Annotated in this window: 17 protein-coding genes; 14 read left to right on the top strand and 3 right to left on the bottom strand. The window is 47.1% G+C overall.

From position 1 onward, the window contains the following. The first annotated feature begins 181 nt into the window (after nucleotides 1–181). The 6 genes from UNH61_RS00295 to UNH61_RS00270 all read left to right on the top strand — a co-directional run bounded on the left by UNH61_RS00295 (nucleotide 182) and on the right by UNH61_RS00270 (nucleotide 3,743). Nucleotides 182–559: a transmembrane 220 family protein gene (locus UNH61_RS00295; RefSeq protein ID WP_326990101.1), complete on the top strand. Its 378-nt coding sequence runs from the start codon at nucleotides 182–184 to the stop codon at nucleotides 557–559. A gap of 119 nt (nucleotides 560–678) precedes the next feature. Continuing rightward, the gene (locus tag UNH61_RS00290) at nucleotides 679–1,218 is read left to right on the top strand and encodes a DinB family protein (RefSeq protein WP_326990100.1); all 540 of its coding nucleotides are present in this window, start codon (nucleotides 679–681) and stop codon (nucleotides 1,216–1,218) included. A gap of 66 nt (nucleotides 1,219–1,284) precedes the next feature. Further along, nucleotides 1,285–2,025 (top strand): 3-oxoacyl-ACP reductase family protein, encoded by a 741-nt coding sequence (locus UNH61_RS00285; protein WP_326990099.1) that lies wholly within the window; start codon nucleotides 1,285–1,287, stop codon nucleotides 2,023–2,025. 151 nt (nucleotides 2,026–2,176) lie between these two features. Then, entirely contained in the window at nucleotides 2,177–2,629 is a 453-nt protein-coding gene (locus UNH61_RS00280; RefSeq protein WP_326990098.1) for a MarR family transcriptional regulator, read from the top strand. Nucleotides 2,630–2,699: 70 nt separating this feature from the next. Further along, a complete protein-coding gene (locus tag UNH61_RS00275) occupies nucleotides 2,700–3,134 on the top strand; it encodes a DoxX family protein (RefSeq protein ID WP_326990097.1) in 435 nt (144 codons plus the stop codon). 21 nt (nucleotides 3,135–3,155) lie between these two features. Next, complete coding sequence (locus UNH61_RS00270; RefSeq protein WP_326990096.1) at nucleotides 3,156–3,743, top strand: YceI family protein; 588 nt, start codon at nucleotides 3,156–3,158, stop codon at nucleotides 3,741–3,743. A gap of 64 nt (nucleotides 3,744–3,807) precedes the next feature. Here UNH61_RS00270 and UNH61_RS00265 read toward each other — a convergent pair whose 3' ends face one another. Together UNH61_RS00265 and UNH61_RS00260 are read right to left on the bottom strand one after the other, a co-directional pair. After that, nucleotides 3,808–5,061 (bottom strand): DEAD/DEAH box helicase, encoded by a 1,254-nt coding sequence (locus tag UNH61_RS00265; protein ID WP_326990095.1) that lies wholly within the window; start codon nucleotides 5,059–5,061, stop codon nucleotides 3,808–3,810. A 95-nt stretch (nucleotides 5,062–5,156) separates the two neighbouring features. Then, nucleotides 5,157–5,687 (bottom strand): YceI family protein, encoded by a 531-nt coding sequence (locus UNH61_RS00260; RefSeq protein WP_326990094.1) that lies wholly within the window; start codon nucleotides 5,685–5,687, stop codon nucleotides 5,157–5,159. 170 nt (nucleotides 5,688–5,857) lie between these two features. On the opposite strand from UNH61_RS00260, the gene UNH61_RS00255 reads away from it, so the two are divergent. Beyond that, nucleotides 5,858–6,607 (top strand): DUF4184 family protein, encoded by a 750-nt coding sequence (locus UNH61_RS00255; protein WP_326990093.1) that lies wholly within the window; start codon nucleotides 5,858–5,860, stop codon nucleotides 6,605–6,607. Here UNH61_RS00255 and UNH61_RS00250 read toward each other — a convergent pair. Continuing rightward, nucleotides 6,583–7,257, bottom strand: coding sequence for a hypothetical protein (locus UNH61_RS00250; protein ID WP_326990092.1), 675 nt, complete (start codon nucleotides 7,255–7,257; stop codon nucleotides 6,583–6,585). The two genes, UNH61_RS00255 and UNH61_RS00250, sit on opposite strands and share 25 nt — an antisense overlap. A gap of 34 nt (nucleotides 7,258–7,291) precedes the next feature. Here UNH61_RS00250 and UNH61_RS00245 point away from each other — a divergent pair, with 34 nt between their 5' ends. From UNH61_RS00245 to UNH61_RS00215, 7 genes are all read left to right on the top strand, one after another. Continuing rightward, nucleotides 7,292–7,822 (top strand): DUF1697 domain-containing protein, encoded by a 531-nt coding sequence (locus UNH61_RS00245; protein ID WP_326990091.1) that lies wholly within the window; start codon nucleotides 7,292–7,294, stop codon nucleotides 7,820–7,822. Between the two features lie 62 nt (nucleotides 7,823–7,884). Continuing rightward, nucleotides 7,885–8,358 carry a sigma-70 family RNA polymerase sigma factor gene (locus UNH61_RS00240; RefSeq protein ID WP_326990090.1) on the top strand — a complete coding sequence of 158 codons (474 nt, stop codon included), beginning with the start codon at nucleotides 7,885–7,887 and terminating at the stop codon, nucleotides 8,356–8,358. A 4-nt stretch (nucleotides 8,359–8,362) separates the two neighbouring features. Then, complete coding sequence (locus UNH61_RS00235; protein ID WP_326990089.1) at nucleotides 8,363–8,908, top strand: hypothetical protein; 546 nt, start codon at nucleotides 8,363–8,365, stop codon at nucleotides 8,906–8,908. Between the two features lie 57 nt (nucleotides 8,909–8,965). Beyond that, nucleotides 8,966–13,015 carry a two-component regulator propeller domain-containing protein gene (locus UNH61_RS00230; protein ID WP_326990088.1) on the top strand — a complete coding sequence of 1,350 codons (4,050 nt, stop codon included), beginning with the start codon at nucleotides 8,966–8,968 and terminating at the stop codon, nucleotides 13,013–13,015. Between the two features lie 231 nt (nucleotides 13,016–13,246). Next, complete coding sequence (locus UNH61_RS00225) at nucleotides 13,247–16,357, top strand: TonB-dependent receptor (protein ID WP_326990087.1); 3,111 nt, start codon at nucleotides 13,247–13,249, stop codon at nucleotides 16,355–16,357. Between the two features lie 19 nt (nucleotides 16,358–16,376). Then, a complete protein-coding gene (locus tag UNH61_RS00220; protein ID WP_326990086.1) occupies nucleotides 16,377–18,047 on the top strand; it encodes a RagB/SusD family nutrient uptake outer membrane protein in 1,671 nt (556 codons plus the stop codon). Nucleotides 18,048–18,125: 78 nt separating this feature from the next. Beyond that, the gene (locus UNH61_RS00215) at nucleotides 18,126–19,607 is read left to right on the top strand and encodes a glycoside hydrolase (protein WP_326990085.1); all 1,482 of its coding nucleotides are present in this window, start codon (nucleotides 18,126–18,128) and stop codon (nucleotides 19,605–19,607) included. Nucleotides 19,608–19,614 lie beyond the last annotated feature (7 nt).

Genomic DNA, 19,614 nt, shown 5'->3' with positions numbered 1-19,614 from the left:
GAATTATTTATCAATCCGAATATAGAACATTATTTTAGCCCATACAAATGCTCTTTTAACATTTTTTTCAAAAGTGCCAAATTTGCAGACCATCATTCCACAATTCCGCACTCAACGGATAAAATAATACAAGAATAAATGCATTTGAAATTGTATGTTTAAGGCTTAATCCTTTTTTGTCATGAAAGTTTTGAATATTGTTCTATGCCTGATGTTCATTCTTTTTGCAGGCTTACAATACAACGATCCGGATCCATATGTGTGGATGCCTATTTATCTTTATTCGGCGGTTCTCTGCTGGCTTGCCGCGCGCGACCGCTTTTATCCCAAATGGTATCTTGCCGGCATCCTGGTTTATCTTGTATATGCCACCTATAAATTTTTTGATCAGAACGGCGTCATCGACTGGGTTACCCAACACAACGCGGAGAACCTGGCAGAAACGATGAAGGCCACAAAGCCCTGGATTGAAGAAACCAGAGAGTTTTTTGGGCTGTTTATTTGTATAGCGGCGCTTGGTATGAATTGGATTGTAGGGAAGAGGAGAATTACGAATTAGGAATTAGGAATTACGAAATAGCGGGGAGATAGTAGCGAGATTAATTTTTGCGTTTACTATCTCCCCGCTATTTCGTAATTCCTAATTCTTCTTATCTTCCTTGCCTTAAACCACCCGATATGAAAAAGGAAGCTATCCACCCGGATTCAGGTTATTATAATCGCTATATCAGCCAGGTTCCCGACGTAGACCTCAACACTGCACTGGATCAGTCATTAGCGGCATTGCAATCGCTTGACATAGCAGCGCTTGAACCGCTGTCTGATTATGCCTATGCACCAGGCAAATGGACGGTGAAGATGGTATTGCAACATATCGTTGATACGGAACGTGTATTCAGTTTCAGGGCGATGTTGTTTTCCCGGCATGACCGGCAGTTACCGCCATCGATGGACGAGAATGAGTATGCCGCCAATGCTCCCGTGGAGCATCGCCAGATAAAGGAGATCCTGGATGAATTGAAAGCACTTCGTATGGCGACGATTGCTCAGTACAACAGTTTTACACCAGCTATATTACTTACCACCGGTATGAGCTGGAAAACGGAAATGTCGGTGCTGGCGATGGGATTTACTATTGTCGGGCACCAGATACATCATCTGAATATATTGCAGGAAAGGTACCTCCAGCCTTATACTAACAAGGATGTTAGTATTTAACAATTAGCACCGCTCTTCTTTAAACCAGGCTACCAGCCTAGCTTTGCTGTCATAAAATCTATTTTTATGAAAAGACTGGAAAACAAAATAGCCCTGGTTACAGGAGGAAGCAGAGGTATGGGCGCTGCCATTGTAAGGCGACTGGCAGGAGAAGGAGCCAAAGTTGTATTCACCTATGTAAAAGGGGTCAGGCAGGCTACCGAGCTGGTAGAGGAGCTGAATGGAAAAGGTCAGCATGCGGAAGCAATAGCGGCCGACAGTGCGGATGCACAGGCAGTAACAAACGCTGTAGATCATACCGTGAAAACATATGGTGGCATAGATATCCTTGTCAACAATGCCGGCATTGCAGTCATGAAGGAATTCGCAGCTTATACACTGGAAGATTATGAACAAACCATGGCAATTAATACACGGGCGGTGTTTGTGGCAACACAGACAGCCACGCGGCATATGGGCACCGGCGGGCGTATTATCACTATCGGCAGCTGCATGGCCGACCGGGTAGTGGGGCCCTATGGTACCTTGTATAGTATGAGTAAGTCGGCGCTCATCGCCTTCAACAAAGGACTGGCGCGTGATCTGGGCAGCAGGGGTATTACCACTAATCTCGTACAGCCGGGACCGGTAGATACAGACATGAATCCAGCCGACGGTGCTCATGCAGATCAGCAGCGACAACATATTGCCCTGGGGCATTTCGGCAAAGCCGACGACGTTGCGGACCTGGTAAGCTTCCTGGCAGGCCCTGAAAGCGGCTACATCAATGGATCAGCCCTGACTATTGATGGCGGGTTGAATAGCTGAGAAAGTCTTAGTAAAATGCAGCGGAGATCACCATATTAAAAACCATGTGATCTTCGCTGCATTTTACTAAAGGCTAAAGACTCAAAAAAAATTTGGCAAATATAAAAATACACCTACCTTTGTTGTATAGACAACAGTTGTAATTGTAATTATGAAACTGGAGGAAGAACTGAAACAGGCGAAATTTAAGGATGAATTTCAACGGGCCCAGCTGAATATCATATTCACGGGGATTTGGCTGGAAGTGATTACCAATCAGACGTTGAAGCAATACGACTTGTCCAGCCAGCAGTTCAATGTGCTGAGGATATTGAGAGGAAGCCGTCCTAATCCGCTAAATCTGTTGGATATACAGGAACGGATGATGGACAGGATGAGTAATGCCACCCGGCTGGTGGAAAAACTGCGGCAAAAGGGGTTATTAACCCGCCGGCAGTGTCCCAGCAATCGTAGAAAGGTGGAAATTGAAATTACAGAGAAGGGGCTGGAATTATTGAAAAAGCTGGATCCTGTGATGGAAGAGCAACATTTAAAACTTGCTAAGAAGATCACGAAACAGGAGGCTGATCTTATCAATGACCTGCTGGACCGGCTGCGTGATTAAATTTTTTTTGCCACAATAGTTGTATATACAATAGACGTACTAACTACAATAGCTTAATAAATAAACCATTATGTTTAAACGCTTACTTAAAACCGACGACAGTCTTACTTCATTTATAGTACGCATCACTACAGCGCTGGTAATGCTTCCTCACGGCCTTCAGAAATTGCTGGGCGCGTTTGGCGGGCATGGCTTCAAGGGCACTATGAATTTCTTTACCTCCAATGGTACCCCTGCTATCCTGGCATTCCTGGTGATCATCACTGAAAGCATTGGCTCATTATTGATCCTGTTTGGGTTTACCACCCGGCTTTGGGCAGGTATGTTAACCGTAATCATGCTGGTTGCCATGAATATGCACGCCGCCAACGGGTTCTTTATGAACTGGACTGGCCAGCAGGCAGGTGAAGGGTTTGAATATCATTTACTGGTGATAGGTATAAACGTAGCCTTGTTAATCAAAGGTGCCGGTCGCTGGTCTGTAGATCGTCAGTTAACTAAATAATTAAATTATAATCAATACAAAATGAAAAAAGGTTTCTTCTTTACATCCCTCCTGGTTTTAGCCAGTATTGTATCTTTTGCGCAGGTAAAATGGAATGCGGATCCTGCACACACCAGCATCATCTTTGGTGTCAAGCACCTGGGTCTGAGCTATGTACAGGGCCACTTTACCAAATTCAGCGGCACCATTGAAACTGCCGACAGCACTAATTTTCAGAATGCAAAGGTAGATTTCACTGTAGATGCAGCAAGCATTTCTACCGGTGTGGATCAGCGCGATAATCACCTGAAGTCAGATGATTTCTTCAACGCAGCTGAATATCCTGCCCTGACGCTGAAAAGCATCTCCATGAAAAAGGTTGCTGGCGACAAATACGTATTGCTGGCTGACCTTACTATCAGGAATACCACTAAACGTGTAGCCTTTGACGTTACTTACAATGGCGTGATTAAAGATCCATGGGGATTGAGAAGAGCAGGTTTCACTGCTAAAGCCACCATCAACCGTCTTGATTTCGGCGTGAAATACGCAGATAAATTACCTTCCGGTGTATATGCGGTAGCTCCTACTGTTGATATTACCGTGAACGTGGAGGCGGTAAAACAATAACGACAGTTTATAGATTTAATAGTGTTAGGATCAGGGTTCCGGTATTCTACCGGAACCCTTTTATTTATTTCTTTTTGGATTTCTTCTTACGCTTCAGATTTTCCATTTCCTTGTTATGCTGATCCAGCAATAGCTGCCAGTTATCGTTAGGAATATCTTCAGAGAAACTGATTGTTTCACGATAGTCGTCTTTATCGATCTTCATTTCAGTGATCTCTTTGCCGAGGAAATGCTGTATCTGTTCCAGGATGGGCTTTTCCTCTGTGCTGCAGAAGGAAACAGCCTGACCTTTCTGTACGCCGCGTCCGGTACGGCCTACACGGTGCACGTAATTTTCAGGCACATCCGGCAGATCGTAGTTTACTACATAATCTACATTGGGAATGTCGATACCGCGGGCATTTACATCCGTAGTGATCAATACTTTAATATCGCCTTTTTTGAATTCGCTCATGATATCCAGCCGGTCGTCCTGCTCTTTGCCTCCGTGCATGGTAAGACTTTTAATCCCTACCCGTTCCATGGCGGCCATCACCCGTTCGGCCCGTACTTTGGTGCGAACAAACACCAATATCTTGCTATCGGGAAACTCTTTCACTAATCTTTCCAGGAAAAAACGTTTATCATCCATTTCCACATAGGCTACGGCATGGCTTACATTTTTGGAAACCGGGTCTTTGGGAGAGATCTGTATACGGATCGGGTTATTCACTACGGAATAAGCCAGGTCTTTGATGTCTTTATTAAGCGTTGCTGAGAAGAAAAGGGTCTGATGCTGCCGGGGGATATGTTTGATCACGTCGCGGATATCGCGGATGAATCCCAGATCGAGCATGTGATCGGCTTCATCGAGTACCAGTATTTGTACCTGGCTCAGATCGAGGTGGCCCTGGTTAATCTGATCAAACATCCGGCCCGGAGTAGCGATCAGCACATCCACACCTTTTTCGAGTATTTTGATCTGGGGTTCCTGATCTACTCCACCTACCAGCGCCATGATGGTCAGTTCTGTATGTTGAGCGATTGATTGAAAAACTTCTGCAATTTGTATGGCGAGCTCCCGGGTAGGCACCATTACGAGGCACTTTACCTCATAGCGGTCTTTCCGGGATTTGCGGTCCTGCTGCTGCAGGCGGTGCAGGATAGGGATAGCAAAAGCGGCTGTCTTGCCAGTACCCGTCTGGGCAATGGCCATGACATCGTCTCCTGCAAGAATGGAGGGGATTGCTTTAAATTGTATATCTGTAGGCTTCTTAAAGCCCATTTCCGCCAAACTTTCCTTTATCTCTGGGGAAATCCTGTATTGCTCGAATTTCATGGCACAAAGATAGGGACTAGCAGCTAGCTTTTAGCCAACAGCTACCCAGGCGAATAAATAATCCGTCTCGATAGCTGTTGGCAGGTAGCAGGAAGCTAGTGACTATCCTTCACCACCTGTATCTCCATGTTGAGTTTTACTTCGTCGCTGAGTACGATGCCGCCGGCTTCGGTGGTGGCATTCCAACGCAGGCCGTAGTCGGCACGATGCAAACGGCCTTTGAGGGCAAAACCGGCTTTGGTCTGACCGTAAGGATCTACGGTGATACCGCCATGCACAACGTCCAGCTCTATCGGGTGGGTTTCGCCTTTGATAGTAAGGTCACCGAGTAGTTTATATTTTTCGTCATCTATTTTCTTTACTTTTTTTGAGACGAAATGAATGGTGGGGAAATTTGTTGAATCAAAGAAATCGCCATTCCTCAGGTGCTCGTCTCTTTGTTTGTTCTGCGTGTCTATACTGTCTGCTGCTGCTTCAAATGTAATCGTCGCATCATGAAAGTCGTCGCTGTTGGTTTCCACCTTCCCGGTAAAACGGGTAAAATATCCACTCACGTTTGTTATCATGAGATGTTTAACTTTGAATCCTATTTCGCTGTGTGATTCATCGATTTTCCAGTTTGCCATAACACATTGTTTTTATGTTTTCAAAGACTATATAAAAGTAAGGCTTATCAACAAAAACATGCTTGGACAAATCATCGGAATTGATGGACGATTTTAACATTAACATTTCTTTAAAAGAAGATTTATTTTATGATGATTAAATTAAATTTGTAGATAATAACCATAAAAAGATGCCATTCACGATATCACATGCGGCTGTAGTTGTACCCTTTACCCAAACCTCCCGTAACTATCTTTCACTTACCGGCCTGATCATAGGCAGTATGGTACCTGATTTTTTATATTTTATTTTTCTCAATCCATACTTCAATTCCGGTCATCAGTGGTGGGGAATTTTCGTATATGACATACCGTTATCCATTCTGCTTGCCTACATATATCATATGCTGGTAAAGCCGATACTGGTTTCCTTCCTGCCCCGATGGGCTGGCAACAGGTTATTGCGCTACCGCTGGTTCAACTGGAACAGTTATTTCCGGCAACACTATGTGGTGGTACTGATATCTGTTGTGTCAGGGATACTGACTCATTTCTTCCTGGATGCCTTTACTCATGAAGAGGGATACTTTGTGCTACTCAGCAGCTTTCTCCGCAGGAATATTACGATATGGCAGCACCCCATGAAAATGTGGTACCTGATGCAATACCTGAGCTCTGTGGCCGGGTTGCTGTTGCTATTTTATTTTTTCCTGAAAACACCCACAGTGAACAACGCCAGGAAGCTTCCCATTGCCCGGAAAGCCGGATTCTGGAGCATCGTGATTGTTGTCAGCGGTATTATACTACTGATCAATGAACAGCTTCATCATATCAACTGCAGAGGGCTAGACTACCTGGCAACTATGCTGGGTGGGCTATTTTACGGGTTGTTGATAACGGTACTGGGTTACCGGATTTACACGTCGCGGTCAGACCGGTAACTCCACTCCATATCGAGTTGGTGAATAACCTCTTTGTATCTGTCTTCCTTATTAGTACCAAAATAAATGGCATTCACCTGGGCCTCCTCGTCGATGGTAAAAACGATTATTTCAGCATAATCATTGGTAAAAAAACGGAGTAACTGATTAGATACGCCTGCCTGTTCCTTCCAGTGTGTGGTAACCAGGCTAAGTTTCTCCGGCGCCAAATCTTCCTCCAGATCAGTGAAGGCAGTATAGTTTAATCCACCTAATGCACCATTCCACCAGGCCATCGACAACAGGAAATGCTCCATGGTATCCGAATCCATAAACCATTCTGCGCGGTTGCTGTCGTACGTACCGTATACCGGAGGGTTAGCAGCAGCAATATCTTCCGGTGCTATTCCCCAAAGTACAACAGCCTGGTTTTCTTCATAAAACACCAGGTGCCCGTCTTCAGAAAAGCCGATCTCCCCCAGGGAGGTTAACCGGTTAAAGCTATCGTTCACGTGGCCGTTTCTGCCCAGGGTTTTATAATAGCGCCGGAGGACGTCTGGTATAGTTATCTTCAGACGCAGTTCCAACGCCGATAATTCTTCTTCCGTATAACCGGCATTGGCATCTTCCGGTAAGTTGTATAATTTGTGAATGATTTCGAGGTAGTGCATAAAAACAAACTTACAAAGTAAAGCTGAAAACCATATGGCGAAGTATGTTGCTTTTTTAAGAGCCGTAAACGTTGGAAAGAGAATTGTGAAAATGGAAGAGCTCCGACAGTTGCTCACCACAGCCGGGTTAAAGAACGTGCAAACCTATATACAGAGCGGCAATGTGATGTTTGAATCGGGCAGTACCAGCGCGGCAGCGTTATCAAAAAAAATAGAACAGCTGTTATTCAAGACTTACGGATTTGAGGTTCCTACTATTATTCGTTCTGTTGCAGAACTGGAACGCGTTGTTGCACAGACGCCTTTTCCTGACGTGATTCCGGACAAACAGGTGCAGATATACATCTCCTTCCTGGCAACAGCTGCCGGCGAACATGCAGCAACAGTCATCGCATCGCTGCAGTCCAGGGCGGAAACGCTACATATGACAGCCCTGGAAGTGTATACCATGATAAAAAAGGATCTGGAAGCCAAGCCCCTGGATGTGATCATCCAGCTGGAGAAAAAGCTGGGCGTGCCCTGTACTACCCGCAACTGGGCGACGGTCAATAAAGTAATCTGGTAAAAAAATTATAGCCCCTGTAAGTTTTTGCCTCTGGCTGCAACTAACCTGTTAAATTTCTTTCAATGGACAAACAGGCATTCCTCGATACTATTCAGCAGCACCAGGGCATCCTGTTTAAGCTATGTCGCCTGTACAGGGATCATCGGGAAGACAGGGAGGATCTTTTCCAGGACATGATATACCAGCTATGGAAATCGTGGCCATCGTTCGATGGCCGGGCGAAGCTCAGTACCTGGATTTATAAAATAGCTCTCAATACAGCGTTGGCCGACTTCCGGAAACGGAAACCCGGCATTACCTACACGGATCATTTGCCTGAAACAGCTGATCTGGCGGGGCCTGTTATGTCCGAACAAACGGAGCAACTCTTTATCGCGCTCCGGCAGCTGAACGATGCAGAAAAAGCTATCATGGCCCTTTATCTTGATGATATGAGCTACCAGGAGATGTCAGGCATACTTGGTATAAACGAGAATCACATCGGCGTAAAGCTGAACAGAATCAGAAATAAGATCAAAAACATTTTAAATCTCTGAGAATATGGATCCTTTAAAGCAACTATGGGACAGCGTTCCCGTTCCCGGCAAGCCTGAAAATCAGCTCCGGCAAATTATTCAACAACATGCCTCTCCGGTACTGAAAGGTATCAGGAAGCAGCTCATTTTTGAAACAGTATGTTATGCGCTGTTCCTGACAGTATACTATGATTTTTTTGATGGAGATAAAAGACCGTGGGTATTGAACCTGTTGCTTGTAGCGGCCGTGATATGCCAGCTGGCGGGCAATGTTACCGGCTATATCCTGGCAGGCAGCAGGGCTGGTAACGACAGCCTGTTAGCAACCATGCGCAGGAAGATTATACAGATCAGGAAATATGCGGTGGCCGTCATTACGCTGAGAACCCTGGCCATTGCCGCCTTGTCTACATTTTTGTTATCCGGCATTCAGTGGAACAATACCAGGTATATGTCACTCGGAGCGATTGTGCTGGCGGTTATTGTTTTTGACTACCTGCATTGGAGAGTATGGGCACAGCGTCTGGCCCGACTTCAGGGAGTGGAGGCAGCATTAATTAATGAGATATAACTCCTGTTCATAAAATACTGTCTTTTTTAATAGCTTTATAGCAGTTAAAAAAGAGCTATGCGCTTTGTAAAGAAAGTTTACTTTGCTTTATCACTGATACAGATCATTATTGTTCCACTCTTTGCCACAGAATACCCTGTCAGATATCTGGGTATCGAAGACGGGTTATCCAACAATGCAGTGACCAGTGTTTACCAGGATCATAAAGGGTTTATGTGGTTCGGCACTTACGATGGCCTGAACCGTTACGATGGTTATAAATTCAGGATATTCAGAAATAAGTTCGGCGACAGTACTACATTGGTAGATAATGGTGTTTACACCCTTGCGGACGATCCTCATCATCAGTTGTGGGTAGGTGCCCGCAGGGGTGTTTGCGTTTTCAATCCTGCTACCGAAAAATTTTCCATCCCGCGCTATCAGCCGGCAAACGGCGAATCTGCGCAGCCCATCAATGATAATACACATATTATCCGGTCGAACGAAAACGGGATTATACTCATTGGTACGGAGAACAAAGGCTTACTGCAATTCACCGGCAGCAACACCACCGGCGTGCAAATCCCGCTGGCCGGCAGACAAACGGCCTATGAAGTAACTGCCATTAAGTTTGTAGAGAAAGGAAACATCGCCTGGGTATTTGTGCAGCATACAGGATTGTGTAAATATGACGTTACCACCCGGCGGCTCACCGTGATCAACCGGGAAATCACCAGGGGTAATTGTCTTACCGCCGACGATGCCGGGAACATCTGGCTGGGTACAGATACCGGGGTGTTCCGCTACCTTCCGTCGGCCGGGAAATATGCTCCCAATGCGCTTCCCCTGAACAGTAAAGTGGTGAACCTCTATGTGGATAAGGCAGGAGTGGTATGGTGTGGTTCAGATGGCAATGGCATTTACCTGATCGTTTCTCCGGACAAGCCCGGCGAGCCATTTACCACACCCGGCAGCCCGCAGCAACTTAGTAGTAATGCGGTGTATTCTCTCTATGAAGACCGGCAGGGCAGGAAATGGGTAGGTACCCTGAGAGGAGGTATTAACATCATAGAACCCAAGCGCAACCCGTTTACGCTGGTGACGTTCAATAATAGCCAGTCGACCGGCGCAATAGATAATTTTATTTTTTCATTTTGTGAAGACAGCCATCAGCATATCTGGATTGGTACAGATGGCGGGGGGTTAAAGAACTGGAACCGCGCCAGCAATACCTGGACTTCGTTCAAACAAACCGCCGGCAATAAACAGGGCATCAGCAGCAATTTTGTGACGTCCATCATCAACGATGGCGATAAAGGGCTATGGCTATCCACCTGGTTTGGTGGTGTCAATCACTATACAGCCGCCACCGGCACGTTTGAGCATTATGTCTGTTTTAATCCGTATACCCGGGCAGCAGAAAATAATGTATGGCTGGTGTATGAAGACAGACAGGCAACACTCTGGGCCAGCACTACGAACAATGGAACGATGTACCGGTTTAACCGGCAGCAGCAAAGGTTTGAGTTGTTCGACAGCAGTCTTGTAAATATGCAATGCCTCGAGGAAGACCGGAGAGGGAATCTCTGGGGCGGTAATTATTCTTCCGTTATACTTATCGACAGAGCACACCTGCAGCATAAGCGGTTCGATGTTGGTTATACCGTTCGTTCCGTGCATGAAGACGGGAAAAACCGGTTCTGGGTGGGAACCGACGGTGGAGGATTACTTTTATTTAACCGGCAAACCGGGCAATACAGCAGGTTTACAACGTCGGAGGGATTGCCGAGTAATTCCATACTCCGCATCCTGGAAGACGGCCATGGTAACCTTTGGCTGAGCACATTTAACGGTATTTGCAGGTTTGATCCGGAGAAAAAAAGTTTCCGGAACTTCTCTGCCTCAGATGGTCTGCAAAGCAATCAATTCAGCTTTAATGCAGCATTAAAGCTGCCATCGGGCGAGTTCCTGTTCGGTGGCATCAAAGGGTTTAATCTATTTTTCCCCGACAGTGTGATCACGCAAAGTCCGGTGCCTCCGGTATGGCTCACGGCAGTTAAAGTGAATAATACTTCCATTACAGAGCTGGATAAATACATTACCAGCCGAAGCCGCGAAGAAGTAGAAGAAATTACCGTTCCTTACGATAAGGCAACTATCTCCGTTGATTTTGTGGCCCTGGAATATACCTCACCGGACAAGATCAATTATGCTTACCGCCTCAAAGGCTGGGACAACAACTGGGTCAATGCCGGGCAAACCAGGACTGCCAATTACACGCATCTGCGCGAGGGGCATTATGTATTTGAAGTCCGTGCCAGTAACGCAGACGGAATCTGGGGGCCCGATCAGCGAACGATCAGCGTTACCGTACTGCCACCCTGGTACCGGACATGGTGGGCTTATCTGCTTTATATAGGGAGTACCATAGGCGCCATTTACCTGTATGTAAGCTACAGAGCGAGGGAAGAAAAACTGAAATATGAGATCCGGCTTGCCCACCTGGAAAACGAAAAAGAAAAAGAACTGAGTGAAAAGAAACTGGCCTTTTTCACCAATGTATCTCATGAATTCAGAACGCCGCTGACACTGATCATCAATCCGCTGAAGGAACTGATACAACGGCAGGAAATTGATGGCCTGGGCATCGTGTACCGGAATGCCCGGCGCCTGCTCAGCCTGGTAGATCAGCTCCTGCTATTCCGTAAAGCCGATCAGGAGGGCGATCAACTGAACATCTCCCGGCTCAACCTGGTGCATCTTGGTCAGGAAGTGTTCCAGTGTTTCTCTCAACAAGCTCAAAGCAAGCATATCGATTTTCAATTTAAATGTCAAATCGACACTATATGGTTATATGGTGATAGCGAAAAGCTGGAGATCGTATTATTCAATTTGCTATCCAATGCGTTCAAATTCACGCCCGACAATGGGAGTATTATCCTGGAGGTGACAGAAGCGGAAGAAACCGCGACCATCATCATCAAAGACAGTGGACGGGGGATATCCGGCAATGCAGGTAACAGGATCTTTGAGAAATTCAGCCGGGCCCGGGATCAGAAAGATTCCCTGCAGACCGGTTTTGGAATAGGTCTTTACCTGGTGAAGCATTTCACCGAGAAACATCATGGTCATATTTCCTATCAAAGTGAAGTGAACCAGGGCACTGCGTTCATGATAACGCTGAAAAAAGGGTCGGCTCATTTTACGGGTATGGAGCTTCGTGAAGAGGCCCCGCAAAAATCGGCCTTCCTGGAGGAACTGGCTCCTCCGGTGGAAAACCCGGTGGCAACAGCCTCTGGCAAAGACGCCGAATTGCCTACGACCACCATTACGGAGAAAAAATCCATCCTGCTGATCGACGATCATGATGAGATCAGGCAATACCTGCAGCAGCTCTTCCGCGATAAATTCATTGTATATGAGGCCAGCGATGGCATTACCGGTTTCGCCGCTGTGCAGAAATTCATGCCCGACCTGGTGATCAGCGATATCCAAATGGATGGTATGGATGGGATGGAGCTCTGTAACCGGATCAAACAAACTGATACCGTCAGCCATATCCCGGTGATCCTTCTAACCGGATCGTCTGCCCCGGATACCCGTATCAAGGGTTTGGAAGGCGGTGCGGATGATTATATCACCAAACCATTCGATAAGGATTTTCTGATGGCCAAGGTGAATAATATTATCAAAAACAGGAATCTGTTACAGCAATACTTCTTTGATAACATCACCCTGAAGAACAGCAATATTAAGGTACCGGCAGAATACCAGGATTTTCTGAAAAGGTGTATAGAGATTATTGAAAATAACCTGGACGACGAAACTTTTTCCATCAAGAAGTTTACGCTGGAGATAGGCATGAGTCATTCCAGTTTGTATAAAAAGGTAAAATCCATATCCGGGCAAACCATTAATTCCTTTATCCGGAGTATCCGTTTGAGGAAAGCAGCCGTTTTGCTCCTGAAGGAAAATTATACCATTACCCAGGCAGCTATGCAGGTGGGCATAGGCGACATTAAATACTTCCGGGAGCAATTTGTAAAGTTATTCGGAATGAATCCTTCGGATTATGTGAAAAAATACCGCCATTCGTTCAATCGGGATTTCAATGTAACAGAAAACTAGAAAAGCCCACAGGCTGGTTTGGCTAACCAGCCATAGCAGGGAGTTTTATGACACATATCCGCAAAATACCCCCCTGCTTCATTTTACGATTTTACCCCCCTTTTTAAATGATTTACCCCCTCTATGGAGTCTGGGGGGCATAGTACATTGCAGTTGTACAAGATTGAAGAACGGCTGTTCACGCAACCAAAATTGTATTCTACCATTCCAACTCACCAAATCTAATGCGTTATGAAAAGAACTCTATCCGGAAAGGACAGTTTATTGTTTGTCCTGTTACGGAGTACCTCTCTGATGCTTTCCATCCTATTACTGCTGACCGGATCCAGGGCCTGGGCCCAGCAGGGAACTATTACCGGAACTGTATCCGCCGGGGCGGATCATATTCCCGGGGTAACTGTAAGGATTAAAAACAAGACAGCAGGCACCCTGACCAACGCCAACGGAAACTTTTCGATTGCTGCTGCGCCGGGCGACACGCTGGTGTTCAGCCATATGTCGTACCAGGAACAGCTTTATGTAATTAAGAACCTGTCGCCCATACGGGTATCCCTCGATGCACTGAGTAAAAGCGTGAACGAGGTAGTGGTAGTGGGCTATGGTACCCAGAAAAAGGCCACCCTCACCGGGTCTATTTCGGTGGTAAAGGGTGCAGAGCTGGTACAAAGCCCTCAGCCCAACGTATCCAACTCGCTGACCGGGCGTTTTCCGGGTATTATTGCCAATAACCGCTCCGGTGAACCTGGTTACGACGGTTCCCGGATCACCATCAGGGGGCTGGCGACTACCGGTAATAATGATGTACTGATGGTAGTAGACGGGGTACCTGGTCAGATTGGAGGGCTGGAACGTCTGGACCCGAACGACATTGAAAGTATATCCATCCTGAAAGACGCTTCTGCGGCCATTTACGGAAGCAGGGCGGCAAATGGAGTAATGCTGATCACTACCAAACAGGGACAACCCGGCAAACCGGTCATCAACTATTTCTTCAACCAGGGATTTTCTTCCCCTACCCGGCTGCCCAAAATGGCGGATGCTGCTACCTACGCTCAGATCATGAACGAGATCCAGTATTATAATAACCCGGCAGGAGGAATGAACCAGTTCTATACCGCAGATCAGTTACAGAAGTTCAGAGATGGATCGGATCCGGTCAATTACCCTAATACTGATTGGCAGAAAGCAGCACTGAAGAAAACAGCGACTCAAACTCAGCACAACCTATCTGTAAGAGGTGGAAGTGAAAATATAAAATATTACCTGTCGATTGGCATGATCAGCCAGAATGGCCTGTACAAAAACGGGGCGACCCAATATAACCAGTACAACTTCAGATCCAACATCACCGCAGATATCACCAGCCGTCTAAAGGTGGGATTATATCTTTCGGGGCGCGAAGAAGACCGCCGGTTCCCTACTGTTGGTGCAGGCACTATTTTCCGGGGAATTTACAGGGCCTATCCAACCGTATTGGACAGATACCCCAATGGGCTGCCAACTACCGGCATTGAAAACAATAACCCCATCATGCAGGGCACAGATGCCGGGGGGATCAACAGAAACCCTACACAGGTGTTCAATGGTATCCTGAAGGGCAGTTATGCGATACCAGGGGTAGAGGGACTGTCGCTCGACGGTTACCTTTCTGCCGATAAGAGCTGGAACTTTGACAAGAATTTCAGTACTCCCTATAAAGTATACACACTTAACAAAACAACAGGGGCATATGATCCCACATTGGTTGGTGGATCCAATGGATTGCCCACGTTGAGCGAGTCGCAGGAAAATATGACCATGATCACTTCCAATATCAAGCTGAATTACGCGCGCCATTTCGGAGCGCATAATGTCAATGCGTTTATCGGATATGAACAAAGCAAAACTTCCGACGAGTTGTTTGGCGCATCCCGCCGTAACTTCCCGACACCGCAGGCTCCTGAATTATCGCAGGGAGGTGCCGCCGCTACCGACAAAGACAACTCCGGCTCCAGTTATAGTTTTACGAGAAGAAGTATCCTCGGCAGATTAGCTTACGACTATCAGGAGAAATACCTGTTGGAAGTGCAGGCCCGCCGCGACGGATCCTCTACTTTCCCTGAAGGCAGGCAATGGGGCTTCTTCCCTTCTGTTTCTGCCGGATGGCGTATCAGCAACGAGCCGTGGTTCAAACCGGTTACATTTATCAACGACCTGAAGCTGAGAGGTTCTTATGGATCGCTGGGTAACGATAACGTAGGCATGTTCCAGTACTTCAACAACTACTCTTTTGTAAACCAGTATGTGCTGAACGGTGTGATACAAACAGGTATAAACCTGACAAAGCTTGCCAATCCTAATATTACCTGGGAGGTTGCCAGGAAGATGGATCTGGGTATAAATATGACCTTCCTGAACGATTTCTACATGGAGTTCATCTACTTCGAGCAGAAAAGGTCTAAAATCCTTACCCAGCGTAATTCTTCTGTACCACAGGTATCCGGTATCGTAAATCCGTACGGTTCGGACCCGCTGGTGCCAGCCGAAAATATCGGGAAGGTAAACAGTGGCGGTATCGAGGCAATGCTGGGCTATGGTCATACCACCAGCAGTGGCTTTCGTTATGACATCTCCGGTAACATGACTTATGCCAAAAACAAGATCATTTTTATAGACGAAGCCGCAGGTGTACTGCCTTATCAGCGTCAAACCGGACGTCCGTTGAATACCTACCTGCTTTATAATGCCATCGGCATCTTCAGAACACAGGCAGATCTGGATAAATATCCTCACTTGCCGGGCGCCAAACTGGGAGATCTGATTTATGAAGATTACAATGGCGATAAACAGATCACAGCTGATGACCAGGTAAGATCTAAATATGGCAATATACCAGAAATCACCTACGGCCTTTCTCTGAACGGCAGCTACAAAGGTTTTGATCTCTTTATATTATTTGCCGGTCAGACACATGTAAGTCAGTATGTGCTGCCTGAATCAGGTACCATTGGTAACTATTACAGCAGCTGGGCAGATAACCGCTGGAGCCCCACTAATACCAATGGCAGTTATCCGCGTGTGGATGAGCGGGCATCATCTTCCGTTAATGGCGGACGGTATCCAAGTACCTTCTGGATGAATAATGCTTCGTTCCTCCGTTTGAAGAACGTATCCCTCGGTTATACCATCCATTCAGATCTTTTGACACGCTGGAAAGTATCCAGTCTGCGGGTATATGCCAATGCTTTCAACCTGTTGACTTTCACCAGGGTGAAAGACTATGATCCGGAAGGCGACAGCGGCAGCGGCCAGTTTTATCCGCAACAGCGCATCATGAACATTGGCGTAAACCTGAAGTTCTAAACCAACAAAAAAGACTACAATGAAAACTAGCAATATAATATGCAGTCTTGCTCTGGCAGCAGCCGGATTGATATCCTCCTGCAAGAAAGACTATCTGAATATCGTGCCTACCGACCGTATCCTGGGCAGCGCCGTGCTGGCCGATTCCATGTTATTCCAGGATTATGTCATCAACCGGTATATGAGCATCCGGCTACAGGACAAGGAAGGAGAAGGTACCAATCCAGGTTTTGGCCGTGGCTTTGAATATGGCTTATGGAGCTCCATTACCGACGAGTCCATTTATAATAACGACGATAATACCTGGGTAATACAACAGGGACAAATGGCGCCGGAAAATACCGGGATCGCCGGTACCATCTGGGGCAGGAGCTACCGGAGCATCCGGGAATGTAACTTCGGGCTGAATAATATCGACAGTGTTACCATGAGCGACGGACTGCGGAAAAAACTGAGAGCAGAGTTACGTTTTATCCGGGCATATCGCTACCAGGATCTTATCCGCAACTACGGCGGGATAGTATTGATGGGTAATAAAGAGTACAGCCTGAGCGATAATCTCACCAATCCGGATCTGTTCAAACGGACCAGTATCAAGGAGTCCATCGACTATGCAGTATCTGAGCTGACTGCTGCTGCAGCGGATCTTCCGCTTACCAATGATGGCAGCTGGTTACTGGGACGTGCCACCAAAGGAGCGGCGCTGGCCCTGAAAGCCAGATTGCAGTTGTATGCAGCCAGTCCGCTCTACAATGCCGGCACCTGGCAGGATGCGGCAGATGCGGCAAAGGCAGTCATGAATCTTTCGCAATACAGCATTGATGCAGACTACTCAAAATTATTCCTGAACCCCAACAGCAACGAGATCATCTTCGAACGCGTTTACGCTGTTGGTGCCCGCCACGTATGTCTTGAAATATCCAACGGACCTAACGGCTACAATGGATGGGCAGGTAACACACCGTTGCAGAACGTAGTAGATGCATATGAAATGAAAAACGGCAAACCTATCTCTGATCCAGCTTCCGGCTACGATCCTCAAAACCCTTACGCCAACAGGGATGCCCGCTTATACGCCTCCATTTTATACAACGGCGCTACTTACCGGAATTCTACTGTACAGATATATACTCCAGGTGGTAAAGATAGTAAGGATGGGCCATCGAACTGGAACACTACCAAAACCGGTTACTACCTGCGCAAGTTCCTGGACGAGAAGAATCCCATCGACAATCCCTGGGATGTAGCAGGGCTGCAACCCTGGATCTATATGCGTTATGCAGAAGTGCTGCTGAACTATGCAGAAGCTGAGAACGAAGCCGCAGGTCCTGATGCCAGCGTATATGCCGCCATCAACCAGATCAGACAACGTGCCAGTGTACAACAACCGCTGCTCACTCCGGGCCTCAGCCAGAGCCAGATGCGGGATGCGATAAGAAGGGAGCGTCAGGTGGAACTCGCCTTTGAAGAACATCGCTTCTATGATGTACGCCGTTGGAAAATAGCCGATGTAACAGAAAACACACCTGCATACGGTATAGACGTTACCGTTAGTAGCGGAGTTTACAAGTATACACGAAAAGTAGCGCTGGCCAACCGTGCATTCAGTGCAAAGCATTACTGGCTGCCTATTCCGCGTGCTGAAATACAGGCATCCAATAACCAGCTGGCGCAGAATCCGGGCTATTAAAAAGGATTCGAAAATATTTAACGCCTGTTTTGCTACCTTACTGAGCCTCTGAGGAGGCGGTTAACTGTTATTGATTTTATGAAGAAGATCATTTGTTGCTTACCACTATGGCTGGTGCTGCAAAAGGCAGCCTCCCAGTCGCTGGAAGTAAATATAGACCCGGGGAAAACTGTACAAACCATTCGTAACTTCGCCGCCTCCGATGCATGGTCCTGCCAGTTTGTTGGCAACTGGCAGGACAGTAAGCGTAACCAGATGGCCGACTGGCTGTTCAGTACGGATACTACTGTCAGTGGGCAGCCCCGCGGAATAGGCTTATCGATGTGGCGGTTCAATATAGGCGCAGGAAGCGCTGAACAGGGCGACAGCAGCGGCATCCGCGACGAATGGCGGAGAGCGGAGTCGTTCTTCAGCGCCAATCAGGGCTATGACTGGAGCAAACAGGCCGGGCAACGATGGTTCCTGCAAGCCGCCAGAGAGCGGGGCGTGAAGCAGTTCCTGGGATTTCTGAACAGTCCGCCGGTGGCGTTTACCAGCAATGGTAAAGCCTTTGCTAATCATGGTAAATGCAACCTGGCGCCAGACCGGTACCAGGCTGCGGCTGAATATGTTACTGCAGTAGTACAGGGAATACGCCGTACTATGGGCATTACATTCAACTTTCTCAGCCCGGTGAACGAGCCACAGTGGGACTGGAGCGATGGCGGTCAGGAAGGATGCCCTTATGACAACGATGAAATCTATGGGTTCACCAAAGCTATTGCCGCATCTTTTCATAAAGCCAGGCTGCCAACACAGTTGCTGCTCACGGAAGCGGGGCAGCTGAACTACCTGTATGCTCCCAATGGCAAACCGGCCAGTGGACAACAGATTGAAACATTTTTCCGTAAGGGAAATCCTGATAGGATTTATAAAGGCATTGCAGCACACAGTTATTTCACCACATCGCCGGAAGATACGGCCATAGCTATACGAAAACGTGTAGCGGCGGCATTGAACGGCATTGAGTTCTGGCAATCGGAGTATTGCATACTTGGCGATAATGCGGGCGAAATGAATGGCGCCGGGGTAGATCTGGGAATGGATGCGGCCCTTTATATGGCGCGCGTGATACATACGGATCTTACAGTGGCCAATGCTTCGGCCTGGCAATGGTGGCTGGCAGTGTCGCCTTATAATTATAAAGACGGCCTGATTTACGTGGATAAGCATAAAACGGATGGTGAGATCCACGACACCAAAATGATGTGGGTGTTGGGTAACTACAGCCGGTTCATCCGGCCGGGAGCAAAACGGGTGTTGGTAAGTGAGGCAGGGGATACGGGGAAGGCTATACGCATTTCAGCATTCAGCAATATTAATCATCAGATTTGTATTGTGATCATCAACAGCGGAAACAGTCAGGCTACCGTTGACATTCATTGCAAGGGCATGCAGAAAGGTAATATGCGGAGCTATACCACCAACAGCAAAGGAAGCCTGCAGCCAGGCTTCACTTCCGGTACTGTGGCAGTTATTCCTCCGCGTGCCGTGGTAACCTTAACAGGAAATATTCAATAATAAACAG

It is taken from the genome of Chitinophaga sp. 180180018-3, from assembly GCF_037893185.1.
In the GTDB taxonomy this organism is placed as follows: domain Bacteria; phylum Bacteroidota; class Bacteroidia; order Chitinophagales; family Chitinophagaceae; genus Chitinophaga.
The sequence above is the reverse complement of the archived record's forward strand: the minus strand, read 5'-3'. Positions and strand labels throughout refer to the sequence as shown.

Excerpts from the sequence above, each read along its gene's own strand:
- UNH61_RS00295 (WP_326990101.1), top strand. The coding sequence starts at position 182 with ATGAAAGTTTTGAATATTGTTCTATGCCTGATGTTCATTCTTTTTGCA.
- UNH61_RS00290 (WP_326990100.1), top strand. The coding sequence starts at position 679 with ATGAAAAAGGAAGCTATCCACCCGGATTCAGGTTATTATAATCGCTAT.
- UNH61_RS00285 (WP_326990099.1), top strand. The coding sequence starts at position 1,285 with ATGAAAAGACTGGAAAACAAAATAGCCCTGGTTACAGGAGGAAGCAGA.
- UNH61_RS00280 (WP_326990098.1), top strand. The coding sequence starts at position 2,177 with ATGAAACTGGAGGAAGAACTGAAACAGGCGAAATTTAAGGATGAATTT.
- UNH61_RS00275 (WP_326990097.1), top strand. The coding sequence starts at position 2,700 with ATGTTTAAACGCTTACTTAAAACCGACGACAGTCTTACTTCATTTATA.
- UNH61_RS00270 (WP_326990096.1), top strand. The coding sequence starts at position 3,156 with ATGAAAAAAGGTTTCTTCTTTACATCCCTCCTGGTTTTAGCCAGTATT.
- UNH61_RS00265 (WP_326990095.1), bottom strand. The coding sequence starts at position 5,061 with ATGAAATTCGAGCAATACAGGATTTCCCCAGAGATAAAGGAAAGTTTG.
- UNH61_RS00260 (WP_326990094.1), bottom strand. The coding sequence starts at position 5,687 with ATGGCAAACTGGAAAATCGATGAATCACACAGCGAAATAGGATTCAAA.
- UNH61_RS00255 (WP_326990093.1), top strand. The coding sequence starts at position 5,858 with ATGCCATTCACGATATCACATGCGGCTGTAGTTGTACCCTTTACCCAA.
- UNH61_RS00250 (WP_326990092.1), bottom strand. The coding sequence starts at position 7,257 with ATGCACTACCTCGAAATCATTCACAAATTATACAACTTACCGGAAGAT.
- UNH61_RS00245 (WP_326990091.1), top strand. The coding sequence starts at position 7,292 with ATGGCGAAGTATGTTGCTTTTTTAAGAGCCGTAAACGTTGGAAAGAGA.
- UNH61_RS00240 (WP_326990090.1), top strand. The coding sequence starts at position 7,885 with ATGGACAAACAGGCATTCCTCGATACTATTCAGCAGCACCAGGGCATC.
- UNH61_RS00235 (WP_326990089.1), top strand. The coding sequence starts at position 8,363 with ATGGATCCTTTAAAGCAACTATGGGACAGCGTTCCCGTTCCCGGCAAG.
- UNH61_RS00230 (WP_326990088.1), top strand. The coding sequence starts at position 8,966 with ATGCGCTTTGTAAAGAAAGTTTACTTTGCTTTATCACTGATACAGATC.
- UNH61_RS00225 (WP_326990087.1), top strand. The coding sequence starts at position 13,247 with ATGAAAAGAACTCTATCCGGAAAGGACAGTTTATTGTTTGTCCTGTTA.
- UNH61_RS00220 (WP_326990086.1), top strand. The coding sequence starts at position 16,377 with ATGAAAACTAGCAATATAATATGCAGTCTTGCTCTGGCAGCAGCCGGA.
- UNH61_RS00215 (WP_326990085.1), top strand. The coding sequence starts at position 18,126 with ATGAAGAAGATCATTTGTTGCTTACCACTATGGCTGGTGCTGCAAAAG.